We start from the raw sequence: 19,331 nt of genomic DNA, 5'->3' as shown, positions 1-19,331 counted from the left end.
AACTATTCCTCTTTCGGCAACAAGTGGCAAAGCTCCGGGTCATCCTTAATCCGTTGCAATTCCTCTGCAACGATTTGTTTGGCTTCAGCCTTGATCCGGTCGTAATTTTCCTTAATCATTTCCTTCATGCGGTTTACGTCGTTCTCATCTACAAAATTAGTGATAACGGGGATTTTCCTGTACTCCTTCGTTTCAGTGGCAACCCGCTCGTTATCTACCACAATTTCGCAGTGAAAAATCTTTTGTTCAATCCGCTCATCGAAATTATCCGCTACCGCCCCGACAAACATCCCCTGTGTAAGATTGGATATTTTGGATGGTGGTATCAACGAATCCATCTGGGTAGAAATGGAAGTCGATTTGTCGTTACGGTTAATGGTCATGGACTGGCGTTTTTGCAGCACTTTACCAAAACGATCCGAAAGAGTCTTAGCCGTGTCGCCGACTACCTGCCCGGAAAAGATATTGCCGACAGTATTCATCACCACGGCGGCCTCTTTGTCGCCATAGTCTCGCTTTAGCTGCGAAAAGTCCTGAAAGCCCAACAGCACGGCAACCTTGTTGCTTCGGGCAGTGGCTATCAGGTTATCCAAGCCTTTGAAATAAATAGTCGGCAACTCATCGATAATAACCGAAGACTTAAGCTGTCCTTTCTTGTTAATGAGTTTCACAATGCGGGAATTATACAACCCGAGCGCCGCACCATAGATATTCTGTCTATCAGGGTTATTTCCGACAACCAGTATTTTAGGGTCGTCCGGGTTGTTAATATCCAGTGAAAATTCATCGCCCGACATGACCCAATATAATTGCGGACTAATCATGCGGGAAAGCGGGATTTTCGCCGATGCGATTTGCCCCATCAACTGGTCTGCCGCACCTGATTTCCACGCGTCCATAAAGGGAGAAAGGTAGTTTTCGAGGTCGGGATATGAAGTCAGAATCGGAAAAATATCCTCATAGCTTTTGTTCAAAAATTCTATGGCATGGGGAAAAGTACAGTATTTTCCGTCCTTATAAATGCGCAAGTACCATATAATAGCGGCGAAAAGGATAATCGGGGATTCCACAAAGAAATCACCCTGCTTGCTCACCCACGTCCGGTTGAGGTTCAGCATAATCGTATATGAACTTTCGTATGCGTCCGATATATCTTCCATGAATGCCGGATTGATTGGGTTGCAACGGTGGCTACGGCTTGGGTCGTCAAAATTTATCACATAAAATGTCGGTACTTTCCCGTAACCTTCCCTGTTGTTTAACAGATGGTTATAGGCAATAGTAGACAAGTCCGGAAACTTGAAATCGTAAATATAGCCTGTATAACCTTTCTCGATTTGCTGTTTGATGAATTGGTTCACAACAGCGTATGACTTACCCGAACCCGGAGTACCCAGCACGATAGCTGCACGAAACGGATTTACGACATTGATCCACCCTTTCCAGATTTTCTTTTTGTACCAGAATTTAGTAGGCAGGTTTATGGAGTAATCGTTTACCATCAGTTTGGTTTCCTGCATAAATGATTCATTTTCATTATTGAATACATCGTCCATCATCGTGTTTTTGAGTAAGCGGCTCATCCATGTACCCGCCATCAAAAGCAATATATATCCTACTGCAATGGTAAAAATATAAAAGCCTGCATTGGCTATTTTGGGAAGAGGCAGATAAAGAAGCCACCAGTTCAAAAAGAAAAATACAAACCCGAATGTGAGGCATACACAGATGTGGTTCCATGTAATCTTTTCCTCCTTCACTCCTTTTGTTCCTAAACAGGACAAAGCAAGAAAGACGACAGAAAATATTTTCGTCCACAATATAGAGTTGAATAGTCCTGCGGTACGGTTAAAATTCATCAGGATTTTATCAACCACCCCGATATTGATTCTCCACTCGTGTATTGCCTGATAGCAGAACCAATAAATATTCATCAGGACGAATAAAATACTTATGGCTCTCATAAATTCCATGACTTTGGCAAGCCCTCTTAAATCATCTTCTTGTGACATAATCGTTTTTTTAATTGTTTATATTTTACAGCTAAAAGAATATCAGAAGGTACTGTGTGCCTTATTGTTGCCTGCCGTACCTGCGTTTCTTCTTTTTCTTACGCTTCAGGACCGGCTGCCTGTTGTCTGCTCCCCCAACTTCGGGAGTAAAGACAGAGAATAAACTCCCCACCGCATCGCCCGTCTCGGAGTGAGCCGTCTGCGGTTGTTTGTTGTTGGCCGCTTGCTGATTTTGGTGCAGATTATCGGAATGTTTCGGCGATGACGTTTGCATATCCTCGTGGGGCGAATCACCTGCAAAGCGCTCATTGAGAACATTCGCTGAAAACTCCTTACCTAAACGAGAACCATTAAGAACCGCCTTTTGGTTATGGTCGATAAACGTAGCCCCATAGATACGTCCTTCATCGTTGCGTCGTAACACAAGGTCGATACCTCTTTTCCGCAAAGCCGCCCGGAACTCACTCTCTGTGCGGGTGCTTGAGAAAGACGCGGAAACGGCGGCACAGGTTTGTTTGGCTACGCTGTCTGCCTTAATCGTTTCTTTTGACTTGTCGAATAGCTCTTCAAACCTGTCTAAACCGAAAGCTTTTCCGAACAGGGAGGATTTCAGCGGATTACTGGCACGGTTGCCTTCACTGTCTAACGCCAAATAGACCAATCCCCGATATGCTTTGCCTTTATTTTCCCCTTTGATTTCCTCCACTCTTATATTGTATAAGGAGAGCAAAGCGCGATATTCGCCCAACGTCTGGAAACGGTACATCGTGGACAGCGGCCTGATAACATTGGCTACCTGCTTTTTGAGGTTGCCCTGCGAAACATCCACCGGAGTAAGCTGCCATGCCTCCCCCTGATTTTTTTCTTTCGTGTATAGGCCGTATTTCTGCTCCAAAAGGTCAGTAATCTTTCTGCTTCGTTCGTAATTTTTGCTGTCGCTGATTATCGAACCATCGGTGCGTACACGGGTCGAGACGATGTGTATATGCTCCCTGCCAATATCCTCATGCTTAAAAATCATATAGGGCTGTCCGCCATACCCGAACCGCTCCATATATTCACGCCCGACGTCGGCAAGCTGATTATCGGTCAGCTTATCGTCCGGGTGCGGATTCAGGGAAATATGAATTATCGGTTTCGATGTGCGGATATGCGAGGGCATAAAACGTTCAAAATCCTGCATACAGGCAGAGGTGTTGAACGTTCCGTCGGCAGGTTCTATCACCAGATTGGTAGCCAAAACTTTCCCTAAACCTTCGTCTACTTTCTCCTGATTGTAGGTAAGCGCGCCATACAGATTGCTTCCGTGGCTAAATTTAGCAATCATTTCTTAGAGGTGTTTAGCCTTAAATTGCTCGCACAACTGCAATACCTCACGTCCGATCCCTGCCAGTTCGATGGTCACACTTTCCAATTTATAAAGCAATGCCAATGCTTTTTTCTCCCCAAAATTGGAATGCAACTCCTTCACAACCTGATTGTAATTGACTCCGATACTTCGTATTTGTGAGTGTAAAGCGGTGAGCTTTGCAATAAATTCTACTGCCGAAGCATCGGTTTTCACTACACGAAACTCATCGCCAAAGATGCGTGCGGCGATAAATCCGGACAAGGATTGTACGCCCGACTGCTCGTACAGGGCAAGGAATCCGGCGTGTTGCTCGTCTGTCAGGTTCACCGTCAACCGCCGCTTCGCCGGGTCGTTCTTCGGGGGCCTGCCCCCTTTTCCCCGTTTGAGGGGTACTATTTTTTCTTCGTTCATAAGTGCCTCCGGGCACACCGGATTTTTTTAGATTATTAATACTATTAATCGCTACAGACGGTTCATACCGTCTGTATTTTTCCCGACTTCGGAGAGGAAAATCCTCCTCTGGAAGAGCAAGGGTTGTGTGCTGCAAAATTCATTTTGCGATGCACTCAACATACCTTGCTATTTGCCCGTATGCAAATACATTTTGCCCGTAAAGGGCGTCTTCCTGCCCCGAACGTTTCGGGATATAAGCCTGATATCTGTCAGGTAATTTATGAGCGCCGGAACTATTTTAAAGTCGGCATGAATACCCCGTAACATTCCACGCAGCAAAGCTAAACACTTATATAATATATTGTATATCAAATAACGGCGCCACTCGCTGCCACAAGCTGCCCTCCCCCGAAAACATAGTGTAAGTATAAAAAAGATGATGTTTATTTGCCGGAGAATTGATTGTATGGTGGTATATAAAACCCTACAATCAGCTATACCAAAGAAGAAATTTATGGACGGCTATACGGATGTAAAAACGTAAAACAACAGGGTTGGTGGTTGGTGGATTTTCAGACACATAAGTTGTGTGTATGGCAGGAAAAATCAAACCAACAGATTTACGAATCAACCGACCGACCTTAGAACGTAAGTACAATGCAACGTCCCGCTGCAAAAACGGCACAACATAGGGCTGGTTCTATGTACCACGGGACAATAGTTGTTTGCTGAAAACAGATGTACTACCGTACACAGATTGATACTTAAAAATGTATGTACCCTGCCGGGTATGGCTATACGATAAAACGATTCTACCATTTAAAAATTAATTGAAATGAAAACGAAACCTATTTATGTGGCATTCTCGACTCAAAAGGGCGGAGCCGGAAAAACAACCCTTACCGTATTGATAGCTTCCTATCTGCACTATGTAAAAGGGAAAAATGTAGCGGTAATCGATTGCGATTATCCGCAGCACTCTATCGCGGATATGCGGGAACGTGATTTTAAGATGGTGGAGAGTGATGAGTATTACAAGGGGCTGGCATACGAACAGTTTACTCGTTTGGAAAACAAAAAAGCCTATCCCATCATCGAGAGCAATACCAAGGAGGCTATCGCCGACGCCGAGTATCTAACCCCGCAGGGTGATTTTGATTTTATCTTTTTTGATCTGCCAGGAACACTCAACAACGTAGATTTAATCCATACGCTTGCACGAATGGACTATATCATTGCTCCTATTGCTGCTGACCGTGTGGTGATGGAAAGTACGCTTGATTACATGGTAACTGTACGCGATGATATTATGGGCAGCGGTAAATCCGATATTAAGAAAATCTACCTGCTGTGGAATCTGGTGGACGGGCGGGAGAAATCCGACCTCTACGAAGTGTATGAGGCCGTCATAAACGAGTTGCAATTTACTACCCTTAAAACATTTATTCCCAATAGCCTACGTTTCCGCCATGAACAATCCGAGAGCCGCCGCCCACTGTTCCGCTCCACTCTCTTCCCTGCCGGTAAGTCCCTTATAAAAGGCAGCAATATAGATACTCTTTCGGACGAACTACTTGAAATTTTAAAGTAACATGCTATGGAAGAAAAAAAAGCCGGTACGGGGCTGAACGCTCAGGACATCATCGCACATACAGGTAGAAGAGATAGAAAGTTGCAGGCTTATTCTCCCGAACCTGCTCTGGTAGAAGGAGCCGCCAATAAAGAAGAATCAGTTGTCGAACAAGTACAACCACTCGCAACGAAAATGGTAAAAAAGTCGCCGCATGAAGAGCCATGTAAGCGGAAGTCAAAGGTACAGGCAGAAACAGACTATCAAAGCCTCTTTATCCATGAATCGGCAATAGCTGCAAGGAGTGGAAAAACGGTTTATATCTGCAAGGAGCATCACGAAAGGATCATTAAGATACTGCACGTCATAGCTAAAAATGATGTTTCCCTGTTCAGTTATATCTACAATGTTTTGGAGAATCATTTCACGAGTTATCAGGAAGATATAACCGAACTCTACGATAATAATATCGAGAAAGTATTTTAATCCAAAAACAAAAGAAATATGGAAAAGAAAAAAAAGATTAGTAGCAAAGCTACTTCTTGTGAGACTTCTAATGTAGTTATTCCAACAACAGTCCAACAATATGAAGCCTTTTTCTTCAAAAAAACCAAAGGCACAACCCGAAATGGGAAAGTCTTTTATATCCGCAAAGAGTTTCACGAACGTATTATGCGGATTGTACAGGTTATCGGCGAAAACGAGTATAGCCTGTTTGATTATCTGGACAATGTACTGGATCACCATTTCAATACCTATCAGAATGAGATTACCGAACTGTACCATGAAAAAACACGGATATATTTTAGCCATGAAACACTATATTATATCAGCCATCCTGCTGTATGCGCTTTTCCTTGTCCTTTACCTGTTTCGGGAGCGGATGATAAAGCGGAGAAAGAATGCGGCAAAAAAGCCTTCTTTCAATCCGTTTCATGCAGCACCAAAAGAGGATATCGTCGGTAAAAGTAAATTTGACCTACGCCACTCGCTACCACAAGCTACCACCTTGATTAATAATGATAAGGAGACGGAAAAAGCTTCTATATTTACCGAAGGAACAGAAAAAAAGACCCTGGCGACAACCCCTTTGGATAAACTCGATGAAGTCTTTTCCAACGATGATTTATCAGATAAAGATTCCAATGAAATCGATTTAGAAATTGAGAACACGCCCCCCGAATTTGAGACTGACAATGATTCAGAGGAAACAGAAGACGCAGATACCGAAGGGAGAGCCGGGGTTTCTATTGCACAGTGGCTTGACTTTAATGATTTGGCAGGTATGGTACGGACAGTAGAAACTGCCGGCAGTGCAACATCCGAAGAAAAAGAAGAAGCCGGGCGGGTGCTGGTCGAGATACGCAAGACCGATATGTTCGAAAAGGTTGTATCGGGCGAACCTAAAAAGAAGGCAGTCGTATCCTCGCTTATGGATGATTACTTCGCAGCTTTCCACCGAAAGAAAAGAGAGGCCGGGGAAACGGACGAAGCGATGGTCAAAGCGCCGAAAGATTTTGATATACGCAGTTTTGCGTAAGTTAAGTAACGATTAAAAAGAAAATATGAAAGAACGGGATTACGGTTAGCGTGCGTAAGCTAATAACGAAAGGGTCTGAAGACCCCCACTAAAAAATCAGGTTAAACATTTATCAACCCGGTACAGGGGACTATTCCACCCCCTGTATCATTATTCCAAAAATCGTATGACAAAGAAAAAAATTCTTCTGTCGGCAGCATTTGTCTTTGCTGCCGTATCTGCCGCTTTTGCACAGGGCAACGGTATAGGAGGCATCACCGAAGCCACCAAAATGGTCACAAGTTACTTCGATCCGGGAACAAAACTCATCTATGCTATCGGATCCGTTGTGGGACTGATCGGCGGTATCAAAGTCTATAACAAATTCTCTTCGGGCGACCCCGATACGAGCAAAACTGCCGCTTCGTGGTTCGGAGCATGTATCTTCCTTATTGTTGCCGCCACCATCCTGCGTTCCTTCTTTTTGTAGGCCCCCTAATTGGCTCCGCCGAACGTTGTTTCCCCCAAGGGGGACTTTAGCAAGCCACAAAAATTTAGTCACAATGATTTATTAACGTACTAAAAACAAAAAGAATGGAATATTCAATCAATAAAGGCATTGGCAAGAGCGTGGAATTTAAGAGTTTAAAAGCACAATATCTTTTCATCTTCGCAGGTGGCCTGCTGGCTGTATTCATGGTTTTTGTCATTATCTATATGATCGGCGTCGACCAGTGGGTATGTATCGGCTTCGGCGTTATCGCCGCTTCCGCTCTGGTGTGGCTGACTTTCAACCTGAATGCGAAATATGGAGAACACGGGCTTATGAAGTTGCTCGCCAAACGGCAACACCCGCGTTTTCTGATAAACCGCAAAAATTCTCGCCGCTTGTTCCAATACCCCAAAAAGAAGGAGGTACAGAATGCGTAATACACTAAAAGCGGTTACCATCGAGAGTAAATTTCCGTTGCTGTCGGTTGAACACGACTGCATCATCAGTAAAGACGCGGATATAACGGTAGCCTTCCGTGTCGATCTGCCGGAACTGTTCACTGTTACCCATACCGAATATGAAGCCATACACTCGGCATGGGCGAAAGCCATCAAGGTGCTACCCGAATACTCGGTGATCCATAAACAGGATTGGTTTGTAAAAGAGAATTATAAACCTACAATGAATCAGGAGAATATGAGTTTCCTGTCCCGCTCGTTTGAACGCCATTTTAACGAACGTCCCTATCTGAACCATACTTGCTTTTTGTTTTTGACCAAAACGACCAAAGAGCGAATGCGGATGCAAAGTAACTTTTCATCGCTCTGTCGGGGAAACATCATTCCCAAAGAAGTCAATAAAGAAATGACAGTACACTTCTTAGAGGCAGTCGGGCAATTCGAGCGAATCTTGAACGATTCCGGATTTATTACGCTGACACGTATTGCTTCGGAAGAGATAACAGGAACGGAAAAAGAAGCAGGGCTGATTGAAAAATACTTTGCCCTCTCATTGGAAGATACCACTTGTCTGGAAGATCTGGAGTTAGGAGCGGACAGATTACGCATCGGAGATAAAACGGTATGCCTGCACACCATTTCGGATGTGGAAGATTTGCCCGGTACAATCGGAACAGATATGCGATACGAAAAGCTATCTACGGATCGCAGTGACTGCCGTCTGTCGTTTGCATCTCCTGTGGGATTGTTGTTGTCTTGTAACCATGTATATAATCAATACATTTTTCTGGATGATTCGGCAGAGAACCTGCGGCAGTTTGAAAAATCTGCCCGCAATATGCAATCCTTATCGAAGTACAGTCGTGGAAACCAAATAAATAAAGAATGGATCGACAAGTATCTGAACGAAGCCCATAGTTTCGGACTTACTTCTGTCAGGGCACATTTCAATGTGATGGCATGGTCTGACGATGCGGAAGAGCTCAAAAATATCCGTAACGATGTGGGTAGCCAATTAGCACTTATGGAGTGTAAACCACGGCACAATACAGTCGATGTCGCTACACTCTATTGGGCAGCGATGCCGGGCAATGCAGGTGATTTTCCAAGTGAGGAAAGTTTTTACACGTTTATCGAACCCGCCCTGTGCTTCTTCACGGAGGAAACAAATTACAAAAGTTCTCCGTCACCTTTCGGTATTAAGATGGCAGATAGAGTTAGCGGAAAGCCTATCCATGTGGATATTTCCGACCTGCCCATGAAGCAAGGGATTATCACGAACCGCAACAAATTTATCCTGGGGCCTTCAGGTAGTGGTAAATCTTTTTTTACCAATCATATGTGTCGCCAATATTGGGAGCAGGGAACGCACATCGTGCTTGTGGATACGGGTAACTCGTATCAGGGACTTTGTAATTTCATTAACCGCCGTACCAATGGAGAAGATGGGGTCTATTTCACCTATACCGAAAAAAATCCTATCTCATTTAATCCATTTTATACCGATGACGGGGTCTTTGATATCGAGAAAAGAGAAAGTATCAAAACCCTGATAATGACTTTGTGGAAGCGGGATAACGAACCACCAACACGTTCGGAAGAGGTAGCTCTGTCTAATGCGGTGAGCTTGTATATAGAACGTATCAAGATAGATGAATCGGTCTTGCCGTCGTTCAATACGTTCTACGAGTTTGTCAAATTGGACTATGCTGCTATTCTTGATGCCAAACGGGTAAGGGAGAAAGATTTTGACCTTGCCAACTTCCTCAATGTGCTCGAACCCTATTATAAAGGTGGCGAATACGATTTCCTGCTGAACTCCGAAAAACAACTCGATTTGTTATCTAAACGATTCATTGTCTTTGAAATAGACGCGATTAAGGATCACAAAATTTTGTTCCCGATTGTAACGATTATCATCATGGAAGTTTTCATCAACAAAATGAGGCGGTTACAGGGTATCCGAAAGATGATATTGATCGAGGAGGCCTGGAAAGCGATTGCTAAAGAGGGTATGGCAGAGTATATTAAGTACCTTTTCAAGACCGTCCGAAAATTCTTCGGAGAGGCGATTGTCGTTACGCAGGAGGTGGACGATATTATCGCATCACCTATCGTCAAGGAGTCCATCATCAACAACTCCGACTGCAAGATTCTCTTAGACCAACGCAAATATATGAACAAATTTGACAGTATCCAGGCCCTGTTGGGGCTGACCGAAAAAGAAAAAAGTCAGGTGTTATCCATCAATATGTCCAACAATCCGAACCGAAAATATAAAGAAGTCTGGTTTGGTTTAGGCGGTGTTCAGTCTGCTGTATATGCTACAGAAGTGAGTTTAGAAGAGTATTTTACGTTCACAACGGAAGAGACGGAGAAGCTGGAGGTTGCAAAGAGAACCGAAGAGTTGGATGGTAATATTGAATTGGCTATTAAACAAATAGCAGAAAGTAAACGCAAGTAAAAATGAAAAGCCATGTTCAGTCAATGTAATATAACGAATTCTTGTTCCACTTCTACAGATTTTTCCATGCGGGAGATTACGGGGTGTTGGGTAAGTAGAGAAGGTGCACCTGCGATAAGAATATATCGCAATATTTCCCGAAAAGGAGGTGGTATCCGGCTTTGCATTACTTACAACAACCCGCAGGTGGTCTGTGATTGTACGGTCTACAATGTATTCGGTTTGCATTACATTGAACTGTATGAGCGTATCGCAATTACTTACGACCGGGAGCAAGAGGTCTTGCACCTTTTCGCTTTTGGAGAATATGTCCGTCAGGAGAATTAGCCCGCTAAGGGCTGCCTCCGGCTTCGGACGGTAAACGAGTAATAACAATTAAAATAACGAATATGAAAAAGATAGTTTTCTGTCTTATGGCATTCATGGGGCTATGTACCTATCAGGCAAAAGCTCAGTGGACAGTCATTGACCCCTCCAATCTGGCACAAAATATATTGACGGTTTCCAAAACAGCTACAACAGCCAGCAATGTGATTAACTCCTTTAAAGAAATGCAGAAAATCTACGATCAGGGAAAACAGTATTATGACAAATTGGAGTCGATACACAATCTGATCAAGGATGCACGCAAAGTAAAGGAAACAGTAGAATTAGTCAGCGAAATATCGCAGATCTATTCTTCCAATTTCAACAAGATGCTATCCGATAGAAATTTTAGTGTTAACGAGCTGGAAGCCATATCCACCGGGTATGCCAAACTGTTGAACGAGAGTGGCAATCTGCTTGCAGATATAAAGAATGTCGTTTCCCTCTCGAATGGTCTTTCGATGACCGATGCCGAGCGTATGTCAATCATAGATGAGATACACGCCAAGATGCTCGAACATCGCAACCTTGTCCGCTATTTTTCTAAGAAAAGCATCTCCGTTTCCTTTATCCGAAGTCAGGAGAAAGGCGATCTGGAGCGAGTTAAAAACCTGTATGGTAATCCATCCGAAAGATATTGGTAACCATGACACTGCTTGCAATAGATTTTGATAACCTGCATCAGCTTCTTCGGAATCTGTATCAGGATATGATGCCCCTTTGTGGCGACATGGTTGGTGTAGCCAAAGGGATAGCCGGACTCGGTGCACTCTTTTATGTAGCTTCCCGTGTATGGCAAGCCTTGGCACGGGCAGAACCGATAGATGTATATCCCTTGCTCAGACCATTTGTTATCGGGCTATGCATCATGTTCTTTCCGACTTTTGTACTCGGCACAATTAACGCTGTTATGTCGCCCGTAGTAAAAGGAACACATACCGTATTGGAGACACAAATGACAGATGTGCATGCCCTGCAAGCTGAGAAAGATCAACTGGAGTACGATGCAAGGCTGCGTGAAGGAAAGGCATGGCTGGTCGATGACGAGGTGTACGACCAAAAGATGAAAGATCTCGGAATTACTGATGCTGCCGAAATGATCTCTATGTGGGGCGAACGTACCTGGTACGATATGAAAACGTGGTTTCGCCAACTGATTCGGGATTTCTTTGAATTGCTGTTCAACGCTGCTGCCCTTACCATTGATACCCTGCGAACGTTTTTCTTGGTGGTGCTGTCAATCTTAGGTCCTCTGGCATTTGCCCTCTCGGTTTATGATGGTTTTCAATCTACGCTGACCAATTGGATTTCACGCTATATCTCGGTCTATTTATGGCTACCCATTTCTGATCTGTTCTCGGCTGTCCTGTCCAAAATTCAGGCTCTCATGCTACAAATGGATATAGAGCTGCTAAGAGATCCATCCTATGTGCCGGATGCCAGCAACGGAGTATATATCATATTCTTCATCATCGGAATTATAGGATATTTTTCTATTCCGAGTGTGGCGGGTTGGGTTATTCAGGCAGGTGGCGGTAGTGCTACACGCGGAGTAAACACAATGGCGAGTAAAGGGGCTGCAATGGCAGGAGGTGTTGCCGGAGCTGCGGCAGGCAATGTAGCAGGTCGTCTGATGGGGAAGTGAGTCACTTCTGACAATTATTTACACTTTAAATAGAAAATATGGAATTTAAATCATTAAAAAATATAGAAACATCATTCAAGCAGATACGCTTGTTCGGTATTGTCTTTGTCTGTATGTGTGCCGCCATTACGGGCTACTCGGTATGGTCGTCGTACAACTTTGCCGAAGCACAACGCCAGCGTATTTATGTATTGGACGGTGGCAAGTCCTTAATGCTTGCTTTATCCCAAGATATGACACAAAACAGACCTGTGGAAGCACGAGAGCACGTCAAGCGTTTCCACGAATTGTTTTTCACCCTCTCACCGGATAAGAAAGCCATCGAAAGCAACGTAAACAGGGCATTATTCCTTGTCGATAAATCGGCATTCAAATACTATCAGGATATGGCAGAAAAAGGCTACTACAACCGAATCGTGTCGGGAAATATCAATCAAATCGTACAGGTAGATAGCATTGCCTGTGATTTCGATAGCTATCCTTACAAGACAGTAACATATGCCAAACAGATGATTATTCGGGAGAGTAACGTCACCGAACGCAGTCTGGTTACCCGTTGCAATCTGATCAACTCGGTACGCTCTGACAATAATCCCCATGGTTTCACGATGGAAAAATTCGAGATTGTGGAGAATCGGGATATTCGGATATCGGAAAGGTAGGTAGGTAAAGCTATGATACGAAAAATAATGAAACACATCAATGAATGGTTGGAGAACGGCCTGCGAGGAATACTCGGCAGTCTGAGCCCTGACAGACGGATTATCCTTGTGATAGCGATGTTCCTTGTTTTTGGTGGACTTTCCATCTATATGACCTTTTCTTCTATTTACAATTTCGGTAAAAACAAGGCAGAAAAGATGCAGATAGAGCAGATCGAATCACTGAGGCTACAAGTGGAACAACAGCGAGATAGTATTAACAATCTAAAATCAGTAGAATAATGGAACAGGAAGATTTGAATAAAGGAATACCACCACAAACGGAGACTATTCCCAAAGAACAGCCATCTGTACCGGAAAATAAATCGGAAGCGAAGAAAGAACCTCAGAAACCACCAAAGCAAGAACTCTCAATGGCGGAGAGACAAAAGCGAAAGAAGTTGTTAATCATACCGCTATTTTTCTTAATCTTCGGTGGTGCGATATGGCTGATCTTTGCTCCGTCGGATGATGGGAAAGAGCAAGCGATAGGACTCACGGGATTCAATGCCGAACTACCCGTACCTAAAGACGAAGGTATTGTGGAAGGCAAGCGGGATGCCTATGAACGGGAAGCGATGCGACAAAAGGAACAAGAGAAAATGAAGTCTTTACAGGATTTCTCATCCATGTTCAACGATACCGAGCAAAACAATTATGAACAAAAGGACAATGCCTACAATACTTCTTTGCAAGTAGAACAGCCCCGAAGTTCAACTCCCCGTACTATACAATCCTCGGCAACGGCTTATCAGGATATCAACAAGCAATTGGGTGATTGGTATGAAAAACCTGCTGAAACAGGCAGACAATCGCAGTCTGCTATGGAACAGCGTATACAGGAATTGGAGCGAAAGCAGGAAGAAACCGAAGCGAAAAAAACAGAAGAGGACGAACAGACCGCTTTGCTTGAGAAGTCCTACCAGATGGCAGCACGCTATATGCCTGCACAACAAGGAGAACAACAAGTAGAAGAAGCGAGTGTGACACGCACAGTAGACAAGGTCAAGGTGCAACCTGTTAAACAAGTGCATCAGAATATTGTATCTCTATTGGCTGCACCGATGATTAATGATGAATTTATAGCTTCATACAGCAAGCCCCGAAATAGGAGTTTTTTAACAGCCGCAGGCAATGAAAAAATACAGGATAAGAACAGCATCCGTGCTTGTGTAAACCAAACTGTGACCCTGACCAATGGCAAAGAAATACAACTTCGTCTTTTAGAGCCAATGCGGACAGGCAACATACTGATCCCTGCCAATACCTTGGTTACAGGAGCTTGTCGTATTGGTGGCGAACGTCTGGAGGTAATGATCAATTCCATTCAGTATGCAGGAAACATTATTCCGGTTGAACTGCAAGTGTACGATATGGATGGTCAATCAGGTATTTTTGTTCCCAATAACGACGAGGTAAAAGCAGCCAAAGAGGTAGCCTCCACATTGGCATCATCAGCAGGCACAAGCATTATGATTTCGGATAATGCAGGCTCACAACTGGCTGCCGATATGGGCAAAGGTTTGATACAGGGAGCTTCGCAATATATCAGTAAAAAGATGAGTGTGGTCAAAGTTACCCTCAAAGCAAACTATAAATTACTTCTGTTACCAAAATTAGAGTAACAGAATAATAAATGGGTCTGCGACCCCCACTAAAAAATTAATGTTTAACAAATTTAAAATCACGAATATGAAACGAATCTTTTTTATACTAATGCTTGCTGTAAGTGTATTTATAGTCCATGCACAAGAAATACCCCAAGATACCATTGTGGTACATACCAAGCCGACAACGGGTGACTATTACGAGAGTTTTACCCGTCCATTGACCTTCGATAGAATGATACCACCTTATGCTCTGGAGGTTACTTTCAATAAAACCGTTCATGTAATATTCCCTTCAGCGATTCGCTATGTCGATTTAGGGTCGGCAGATCTTCTCGCAGCAAAAGCCGATGGCACGGACAACGTATTGAGAGTGAAGGCTGCTTTGCGAGATTTCAGTAGGGAGAGTAACTTATCTGTCATTACAGAAGATGGTGCATATTATACCTTCAATGTAAAATATGCGGATGAACCTGTAAAATTATCTGTTGAGATGACAGATTTTTTGCACGATGGCGAAGCGGTCAATCGCCCGAACAATGCTTTGGCGGTATATATGCAGGAATTGGGACAAGAATCACCCTTGCTAGTCAAATTAATTATGCAGTCTATACACAAGAATAACGACCGTGAGATAAAGCATATCGGCTCGAAGCGTTTCGGAATACAGCACACGCTCAAAGGTATTTATACTCATAACGGACTATTGTATTTTCATTTGCAACTAAAAAATTCTTCTAACGTACCTTTCAATGTGGACTTTATCACATTTAAGATTGTCGATAAAAAAGTAGCTAAACGTACAGCTATTCAGGAGCAGGTGATTTGGCCACTTCGTGCCTACAATAATTTGATGCTGATAGGTGGACAACAAACAGAACGCATGATTTTTACTTTGGCGAAGTTTACGATTCCCGATGATAAAATGTTGGTTGTGGAACTCAATGAACAGGAAAGTGGACGCCATCAGCGGTTTACTGTGGATAATGCTGATTTGGTTCGGGCAAAGGTTATTAACGAACTAAAAGTGAAGTAAAAGTCGCAGACATTTTTATTAACGCATAAACGATGAAAATTATGAATAGAATAATATTGTCAATAACGCTTGTGCTGTGCTTCGCCTTTTCGGGCGGAGCATACGCTCAACGTTCACTGTCGGGTATGCGAGGCATACAACTAACAGGTGGCATGGTAGATGGAATTTATTCATCCAAGAACGATAATGAAGCGGGATATTATTTTGGTGTAGCAATGGCGACTTATGCAAAGAATGGCAATAAATGGGTGCTTGGTACGGAGTATATGGAACGCTATTATCCATATAGGGAAACACGCCTGCCGATAGCACAATTTACAGCTGAGGGCGGCTACTATTACAACTTTTTGACCGACCCGTCCAAGACCGTTTTCCTCTCGTTGGGTGGTTCTGCCCTTGTGGGGTATGAAACATCGAATTGGGGAGAAAAGACCCTGTACGATGGCTCTACGCTCCAACATAAGGATGCTTTTATCTATGGCGGAGCTATCACATTGGAGATTGAAACGTACTTGACCGATCGTGTTGTGCTGCTCCTGACAGGGCGTGAGCGCATCCTCTGGGGCAACTCTACAGGACATTTTCATACACAGTTCGGCGTAGGAATCAAATTTATAATCAACTAAAGAAATTTTTCGAAGCCGGAAACATATTTGGTAAGCTCAAACTGAATAGTATTGTATTTAGCTACTGCGTGAATATAGAATGGGTCTGATTGTATTAATTCATGCACTTTGTCCTTATCGGATGCTCGGCACAATATGATTCCTCCGATACGGGGTTCTTGTCTGCCCGAGGCGATAAAGCTACCCGATTTGTAGTTTGTTTCCAAATATGCTCTATGAGCTTCCATATGTTTTCTACTTCGGTTATTTTCTTTTAAAAGGTCAATATAATTATAAACATAGCCTTTGGTTTTTAGATGAACAAAGGTATTAATCCTCTAAAAAATATGAGAAGAATAAAGAGTTTTTTCGGAATAACAGCATGGCTGGTGGCGATAATGCTACTGGTCTTAGCCTGTAGTAGCGATATCGATATTCATAAGATTTACGCATTTGATCTGGTTTGTATGCCAGTTCAGAAAAAAATCGTTCAGGGAGAGGTGGCGGAAATCCGGGCACAAATTGTAAAGGAAGGAAGCTATCAGGACACACGATTTTACATTCGCTATTTTCAAGTGGACGGCAAAGGTCAATTACAACTTGATAACGGAACTGTACTCCTACCAAACGATTTATACCCATTGGAAAAAGAAACGTTCCAGATGTATTACACTTCGCACTGTACCGACCAACAAGTGATAGATGTGTATATCGAAGATAGTTTCGGTCAGGTAGTGCAAAAGACATTTTCTTTCCAAAATGACAGGGATGACGAAGAAGAATCACCTACTAATATAGAGTAACCATGATACGATGATGATAATCTCATACATAGTTAGTTGGATAAATATGATTTATGTCTATGTAACTGTTCCTACAGACGTGGAACCGTGGGAAGAGAAAATTAAATAGCTAAATAACCGGATAAACGCCCGAAGATTTCTTGGGGCGTTTATCCTATCTGAAACTAGACCATGAAATACATAACGATTCTATTTATCGCTTTGCTGCATTTATCTGTATCGGGACAGCCAAGTGATTCTCCGATCAGAAAATCACAGATAGAAAAGTGTACAAAGCCGGTTTATTCCATCACTGAGTTTTGGCAGATAGCTGATTCTTTGCAACTGACCATTGGCGAGTTATGCGATTATCCTGTAATATTCCCGATTAAGAAACCACAACATATTTCATCAGGTTTTGGAATGCGTAAACATCCGATTTATAGAGACCTGAATTTTCATACAGGAATTGATATTCCACAACCCAAAGGTGTTCCTGTATATGCAACCGGTAACGGAATGGTTATCGGCAAAGGTTATGATTCGGGGTATGGGAATTATATAGAGATTCTGCACGCTGGAGGCTTTCGTTCATTTTACGCACATTTAAGTCGGATATGGGTAAATACGAGTGATCGAGTAAGTATTACTCAACAGGTTGCTTGTGTTGGTGATACAGGAGTCGCAACAGGTAATCACTTGCATTACGAAATCAGAAAAGGTACGCGTTATTTAAATCCGATAGGATGGTGCAATTGTCTGTTTGAAGTCTTAAATGACGAATTATGATCAGAAAAAAGCTAAAAATTCAACAGGAAATATAGACATCCAAACATTAAAAACCGCATATTTACAGTGAATCAATAGCTTATGTATTGCCCATTACTATTAACTCTATATATTCCATTATATGAGGTTCTATTGAGAAATATAAAAAAGCTGCCTTTTCTATATCATTTTGAAGAATTAGAGATCGTATACGATAATAATCATCTTTTTCTTTTTTGTGAATTTCTAGATATTTGATAATTTCGTTATAAGATAGTTGTATTTGTTTATACGCATTTATTAAGTCCTTATTGAAGTCTGAGAGGAATGCTTGATATTTTATTTTCCATTGTTTTTCAAATATAAAAATATAGAACCCATCAAAAAAAAGTTTGTAGTAATTATTAAAATTTGAAAGTAAGACGTCGTCAATATATTTAACGAACCATCTCTTACCTCTTATCCATCTTAAGAAGGGTTATATTATCTTGAATTCCTCTTCAGGCAAAATATTTTGCATATTCCTCGGGGTATAATATAAAAACTAAAATAGTTAAATAATTAATGTCAGTGTAAATCATACCCTATCTCGAATAAGCCCCCTTATAGAGCCCTTTTACATCCTCACTCAAAAATGACCTATCAATAAACTCCAACCATAAACCATATAGGAACAACCCTCTCAAGTTTAAGAAAAATATTTTCTCCCACTTTTTTATCCAAACCCGATTTGGAAAAAGCTGTTTCAAAATCCGAACGTTTGGGTTTACTCTTTATTCAGAATTCAGATAATCGGAATCATACTGAAAAGTAAAGCCGTTTTCATCTTCGATTAGCATTCCAGCCAACTTATTATACATAAATATTTCAGCTCGTTTCATAGTTTTAATTTACTTCTATCCATTGGAGCAGGTGTAAGTTCTGCCCCAAATAGATTTCATACCTGATTGACTTTATCCATTCGTAAAGTTTGTTTACCTTGTTCCAATTCACGAACAAAGCGAAGCCCTACCCCTACTTTTTCGGAGAGATCTACTTGAATTAAGTCATATTGTTTTCGCATTTGCTTAACATATGCTGATAATGAAAAATTTTCCATAAATATACCCTTTGAGGTGCTAATGTAGTAAACAAATACACCTCTTAGGGTATAAAAACGAAACAAAAATAAAAATTACACCTTTTGAATTATTTTACTACTCCTCCGTGCTTTAAAAGCACAGAAGAAATTAATCACTTCATTTAACTTTCAATCCAATTAGTACTCGATACAACGGATAGTGAAACCGTAGGCACGGTAGTAGCTGCTATCTGGGTACACGACACTACTGTCGAAGGACAAGTAATAACAGAACAAACCATCCGGCGACGACGACCAATAGCTCCCGACCGTACCCACGTCGTACAACGTACCCGTGCCGTTGACGCGGTTCCCTGAAGCGGGCAAGAAGTAGCTATAATTATTAATACTATTTCTCCATCCTGAAGCTATACTGTTCGTACCCGCATCGTTACCAGAGGTATTTGTACCATTCACCCAAGAACCACCATTACTTAATAT

Annotated in this window: 23 protein-coding genes; 17 read left to right on the top strand and 6 right to left on the bottom strand. The window is 42.3% G+C overall.

Translation table 11 applies throughout. The features are described 5' to 3' along the window. Positions 1–2 precede the first annotated feature (2 nt). The 3 genes from mobC to mobA form a co-directional block, all read right to left on the bottom strand. On the bottom strand, positions 3–2,012 hold the full coding sequence (mobC, locus tag HGC4_RS01790; protein ID WP_050708401.1) for a conjugal transfer protein MobC: 2,010 nt from the start codon (positions 2,010–2,012) through the stop codon (positions 3–5). Positions 2,013–2,073: 61 nt separating this feature from the next. Next, complete coding sequence (mobB, locus tag HGC4_RS01785) at positions 2,074–3,339, bottom strand: conjugal transfer protein MobB (protein ID WP_050708400.1); 1,266 nt, start codon at positions 3,337–3,339, stop codon at positions 2,074–2,076. Between the two features lie 3 nt (positions 3,340–3,342). After that, on the bottom strand, positions 3,343–3,774 hold the full coding sequence (gene mobA / locus HGC4_RS01780; RefSeq protein WP_050708399.1) for a conjugal transfer protein MobA: 432 nt from the start codon (positions 3,772–3,774) through the stop codon (positions 3,343–3,345). An 817-nt stretch (positions 3,775–4,591) separates the two neighbouring features. Between mobA and HGC4_RS01775 the strand changes: the two genes are divergently transcribed. From HGC4_RS01775 to HGC4_RS01715, 15 genes are all read left to right on the top strand, one after another. Then, a complete protein-coding gene (locus HGC4_RS01775; protein WP_050708398.1) occupies positions 4,592–5,347 on the top strand; it encodes a ParA family protein in 756 nt (251 codons plus the stop codon). Positions 5,348–5,353: 6 nt separating this feature from the next. Beyond that, positions 5,354–5,812 (top strand): DUF3408 domain-containing protein, encoded by a 459-nt coding sequence (locus tag HGC4_RS01770; RefSeq protein ID WP_050708397.1) that lies wholly within the window; start codon positions 5,354–5,356, stop codon positions 5,810–5,812. An 18-nt stretch (positions 5,813–5,830) separates the two neighbouring features. Continuing rightward, the gene (locus HGC4_RS19175; RefSeq protein ID WP_242047130.1) at positions 5,831–6,292 is read left to right on the top strand and encodes a DUF3408 domain-containing protein; all 462 of its coding nucleotides are present in this window, start codon (positions 5,831–5,833) and stop codon (positions 6,290–6,292) included. After that, positions 6,210–6,866, top strand: coding sequence for a hypothetical protein (locus HGC4_RS01765; RefSeq protein WP_242047129.1), 657 nt, complete (start codon positions 6,210–6,212; stop codon positions 6,864–6,866). Before HGC4_RS19175 ends, HGC4_RS01765 begins: the two co-directional genes overlap by 83 nt. A gap of 166 nt (positions 6,867–7,032) precedes the next feature. Next, positions 7,033–7,335, top strand: coding sequence for a DUF4134 domain-containing protein (locus tag HGC4_RS01760; RefSeq protein WP_050708395.1), 303 nt, complete (start codon positions 7,033–7,035; stop codon positions 7,333–7,335). A 104-nt stretch (positions 7,336–7,439) separates the two neighbouring features. Next, the gene (locus tag HGC4_RS01755; protein WP_050708394.1) at positions 7,440–7,775 is read left to right on the top strand and encodes a DUF4133 domain-containing protein; all 336 of its coding nucleotides are present in this window, start codon (positions 7,440–7,442) and stop codon (positions 7,773–7,775) included. After that, a complete protein-coding gene (locus HGC4_RS01750) occupies positions 7,768–10,260 on the top strand; it encodes a TraG family conjugative transposon ATPase (protein ID WP_050708393.1) in 2,493 nt (830 codons plus the stop codon). The genes HGC4_RS01755 and HGC4_RS01750 overlap by 8 nt, the downstream gene beginning before the upstream one ends. Positions 10,261–10,272: 12 nt before the next feature. Further along, positions 10,273–10,587, top strand: a complete 315-nt coding sequence (locus HGC4_RS18305) for a DUF3876 domain-containing protein (protein WP_082204036.1) — start codon at positions 10,273–10,275, stop codon at positions 10,585–10,587. A gap of 62 nt (positions 10,588–10,649) precedes the next feature. After that, entirely contained in the window at positions 10,650–11,270 is a 621-nt protein-coding gene (locus tag HGC4_RS01745) for a DUF4141 domain-containing protein (RefSeq protein WP_050708392.1), read from the top strand. Positions 11,271–11,272: 2 nt separating this feature from the next. Further along, a complete protein-coding gene (gene traJ / locus HGC4_RS01740; protein ID WP_050708391.1) occupies positions 11,273–12,271 on the top strand; it encodes a conjugative transposon protein TraJ in 999 nt (332 codons plus the stop codon). 38 nt (positions 12,272–12,309) lie between these two features. Further along, complete coding sequence (gene traK / locus HGC4_RS01735) at positions 12,310–12,933, top strand: conjugative transposon protein TraK (RefSeq protein WP_050708390.1); 624 nt, start codon at positions 12,310–12,312, stop codon at positions 12,931–12,933. Positions 12,934–12,960: 27 nt separating this feature from the next. After that, positions 12,961–13,215: a TraL conjugative transposon family protein gene (locus tag HGC4_RS01730; RefSeq protein WP_255349814.1), complete on the top strand. Its 255-nt coding sequence runs from the start codon at positions 12,961–12,963 to the stop codon at positions 13,213–13,215. Then, positions 13,215–14,597: a conjugative transposon protein TraM gene (traM, locus tag HGC4_RS01725; protein WP_050708388.1), complete on the top strand. Its 1,383-nt coding sequence runs from the start codon at positions 13,215–13,217 to the stop codon at positions 14,595–14,597. The genes HGC4_RS01730 and traM overlap by 1 nt, the downstream gene beginning before the upstream one ends. Before the next feature lie 67 nt (positions 14,598–14,664). After that, complete coding sequence (traN, locus tag HGC4_RS01720; RefSeq protein ID WP_050708417.1) at positions 14,665–15,615, top strand: conjugative transposon protein TraN; 951 nt, start codon at positions 14,665–14,667, stop codon at positions 15,613–15,615. 41 nt (positions 15,616–15,656) lie between these two features. Next, positions 15,657–16,241 carry a conjugal transfer protein TraO gene (locus HGC4_RS01715; RefSeq protein WP_050708416.1) on the top strand — a complete coding sequence of 195 codons (585 nt, stop codon included), beginning with the start codon at positions 15,657–15,659 and terminating at the stop codon, positions 16,239–16,241. Here HGC4_RS01715 and HGC4_RS01710 read toward each other — a convergent pair. Further along, entirely contained in the window at positions 16,238–16,468 is a 231-nt protein-coding gene (locus tag HGC4_RS01710; protein ID WP_050708387.1) for a YciI family protein, read from the bottom strand. The two genes, HGC4_RS01715 and HGC4_RS01710, sit on opposite strands and share 4 nt — an antisense overlap. A 99-nt stretch (positions 16,469–16,567) precedes the next feature. On the opposite strand from HGC4_RS01710, the gene HGC4_RS01705 reads away from it, so the two are divergent. Together HGC4_RS01705 and HGC4_RS01700 are read left to right on the top strand one after the other, a co-directional pair. Then, positions 16,568–17,023, top strand: coding sequence for a DUF3872 domain-containing protein (locus HGC4_RS01705; RefSeq protein WP_050708415.1), 456 nt, complete (start codon positions 16,568–16,570; stop codon positions 17,021–17,023). Between the two features lie 171 nt (positions 17,024–17,194). Beyond that, the gene (locus tag HGC4_RS01700; protein WP_050708386.1) at positions 17,195–17,791 is read left to right on the top strand and encodes a M23 family metallopeptidase; all 597 of its coding nucleotides are present in this window, start codon (positions 17,195–17,197) and stop codon (positions 17,789–17,791) included. A 79-nt stretch (positions 17,792–17,870) separates the two neighbouring features. Here the strand turns inward: HGC4_RS01700 and HGC4_RS19170 are convergent, their stop codons facing one another. Both HGC4_RS19170 and HGC4_RS01695 read right to left on the bottom strand, forming a co-directional pair. After that, positions 17,871–18,233: a DNA adenine methylase gene (locus HGC4_RS19170; protein WP_157258068.1), complete on the bottom strand. Its 363-nt coding sequence runs from the start codon at positions 18,231–18,233 to the stop codon at positions 17,871–17,873. A 474-nt stretch (positions 18,234–18,707) separates the two neighbouring features. Continuing rightward, positions 18,708–18,869, bottom strand: coding sequence for a helix-turn-helix domain-containing protein (locus tag HGC4_RS01695; RefSeq protein ID WP_050708385.1), 162 nt, complete (start codon positions 18,867–18,869; stop codon positions 18,708–18,710). Positions 18,870–19,331 lie beyond the last annotated feature (462 nt).

The organism is Dysgonomonas sp. HGC4 (assembly GCF_001261715.1).
In the GTDB taxonomy this organism is placed as follows: domain Bacteria; phylum Bacteroidota; class Bacteroidia; order Bacteroidales; family Dysgonomonadaceae; genus Dysgonomonas_A.
This window is presented reverse-complemented; position numbering and strand designations above follow the sequence as displayed.

Coding starts and splice junctions, on each gene's coding strand:
- HGC4_RS01730 (WP_255349814.1), top strand. CDS start 12,961: ATGAAACACATCAATGAATGGTTGGAGAACGGCCTGCGAGGAATACTC.
- HGC4_RS01750 (WP_050708393.1), top strand. CDS start 7,768: ATGCGTAATACACTAAAAGCGGTTACCATCGAGAGTAAATTTCCGTTG.
- HGC4_RS01760 (WP_050708395.1), top strand. CDS start 7,033: ATGACAAAGAAAAAAATTCTTCTGTCGGCAGCATTTGTCTTTGCTGCC.
- HGC4_RS01705 (WP_050708415.1), top strand. CDS start 16,568: ATGAGAAGAATAAAGAGTTTTTTCGGAATAACAGCATGGCTGGTGGCG.
- HGC4_RS01770 (WP_050708397.1), top strand. CDS start 5,354: ATGGAAGAAAAAAAAGCCGGTACGGGGCTGAACGCTCAGGACATCATC.
- HGC4_RS01695 (WP_050708385.1), bottom strand. CDS start 18,869: ATGGAAAATTTTTCATTATCAGCATATGTTAAGCAAATGCGAAAACAA.
- mobC (WP_050708401.1), bottom strand. CDS start 2,012: ATGTCACAAGAAGATGATTTAAGAGGGCTTGCCAAAGTCATGGAATTT.
- HGC4_RS01775 (WP_050708398.1), top strand. CDS start 4,592: ATGAAAACGAAACCTATTTATGTGGCATTCTCGACTCAAAAGGGCGGA.
- HGC4_RS18305 (WP_082204036.1), top strand. CDS start 10,273: ATGTTCAGTCAATGTAATATAACGAATTCTTGTTCCACTTCTACAGAT.
- HGC4_RS01710 (WP_050708387.1), bottom strand. CDS start 16,468: ATGGAAGCTCATAGAGCATATTTGGAAACAAACTACAAATCGGGTAGC.
- HGC4_RS01715 (WP_050708416.1), top strand. CDS start 15,657: ATGAATAGAATAATATTGTCAATAACGCTTGTGCTGTGCTTCGCCTTT.
- mobA (WP_050708399.1), bottom strand. CDS start 3,774: ATGAACGAAGAAAAAATAGTACCCCTCAAACGGGGAAAAGGGGGCAGG.
- HGC4_RS01755 (WP_050708394.1), top strand. CDS start 7,440: ATGGAATATTCAATCAATAAAGGCATTGGCAAGAGCGTGGAATTTAAG.
- traJ (WP_050708391.1), top strand. CDS start 11,273: ATGACACTGCTTGCAATAGATTTTGATAACCTGCATCAGCTTCTTCGG.
- traN (WP_050708417.1), top strand. CDS start 14,665: ATGAAACGAATCTTTTTTATACTAATGCTTGCTGTAAGTGTATTTATA.
- HGC4_RS01765 (WP_242047129.1), top strand. CDS start 6,210: ATGATAAAGCGGAGAAAGAATGCGGCAAAAAAGCCTTCTTTCAATCCG.
- mobB (WP_050708400.1), bottom strand. CDS start 3,339: ATGATTGCTAAATTTAGCCACGGAAGCAATCTGTATGGCGCGCTTACC.
- HGC4_RS01700 (WP_050708386.1), top strand. CDS start 17,195: ATGAAATACATAACGATTCTATTTATCGCTTTGCTGCATTTATCTGTA.
- HGC4_RS01745 (WP_050708392.1), top strand. CDS start 10,650: ATGAAAAAGATAGTTTTCTGTCTTATGGCATTCATGGGGCTATGTACC.
- HGC4_RS19175 (WP_242047130.1), top strand. CDS start 5,831: ATGGAAAAGAAAAAAAAGATTAGTAGCAAAGCTACTTCTTGTGAGACT.
- traM (WP_050708388.1), top strand. CDS start 13,215: ATGGAACAGGAAGATTTGAATAAAGGAATACCACCACAAACGGAGACT.
- traK (WP_050708390.1), top strand. CDS start 12,310: ATGGAATTTAAATCATTAAAAAATATAGAAACATCATTCAAGCAGATA.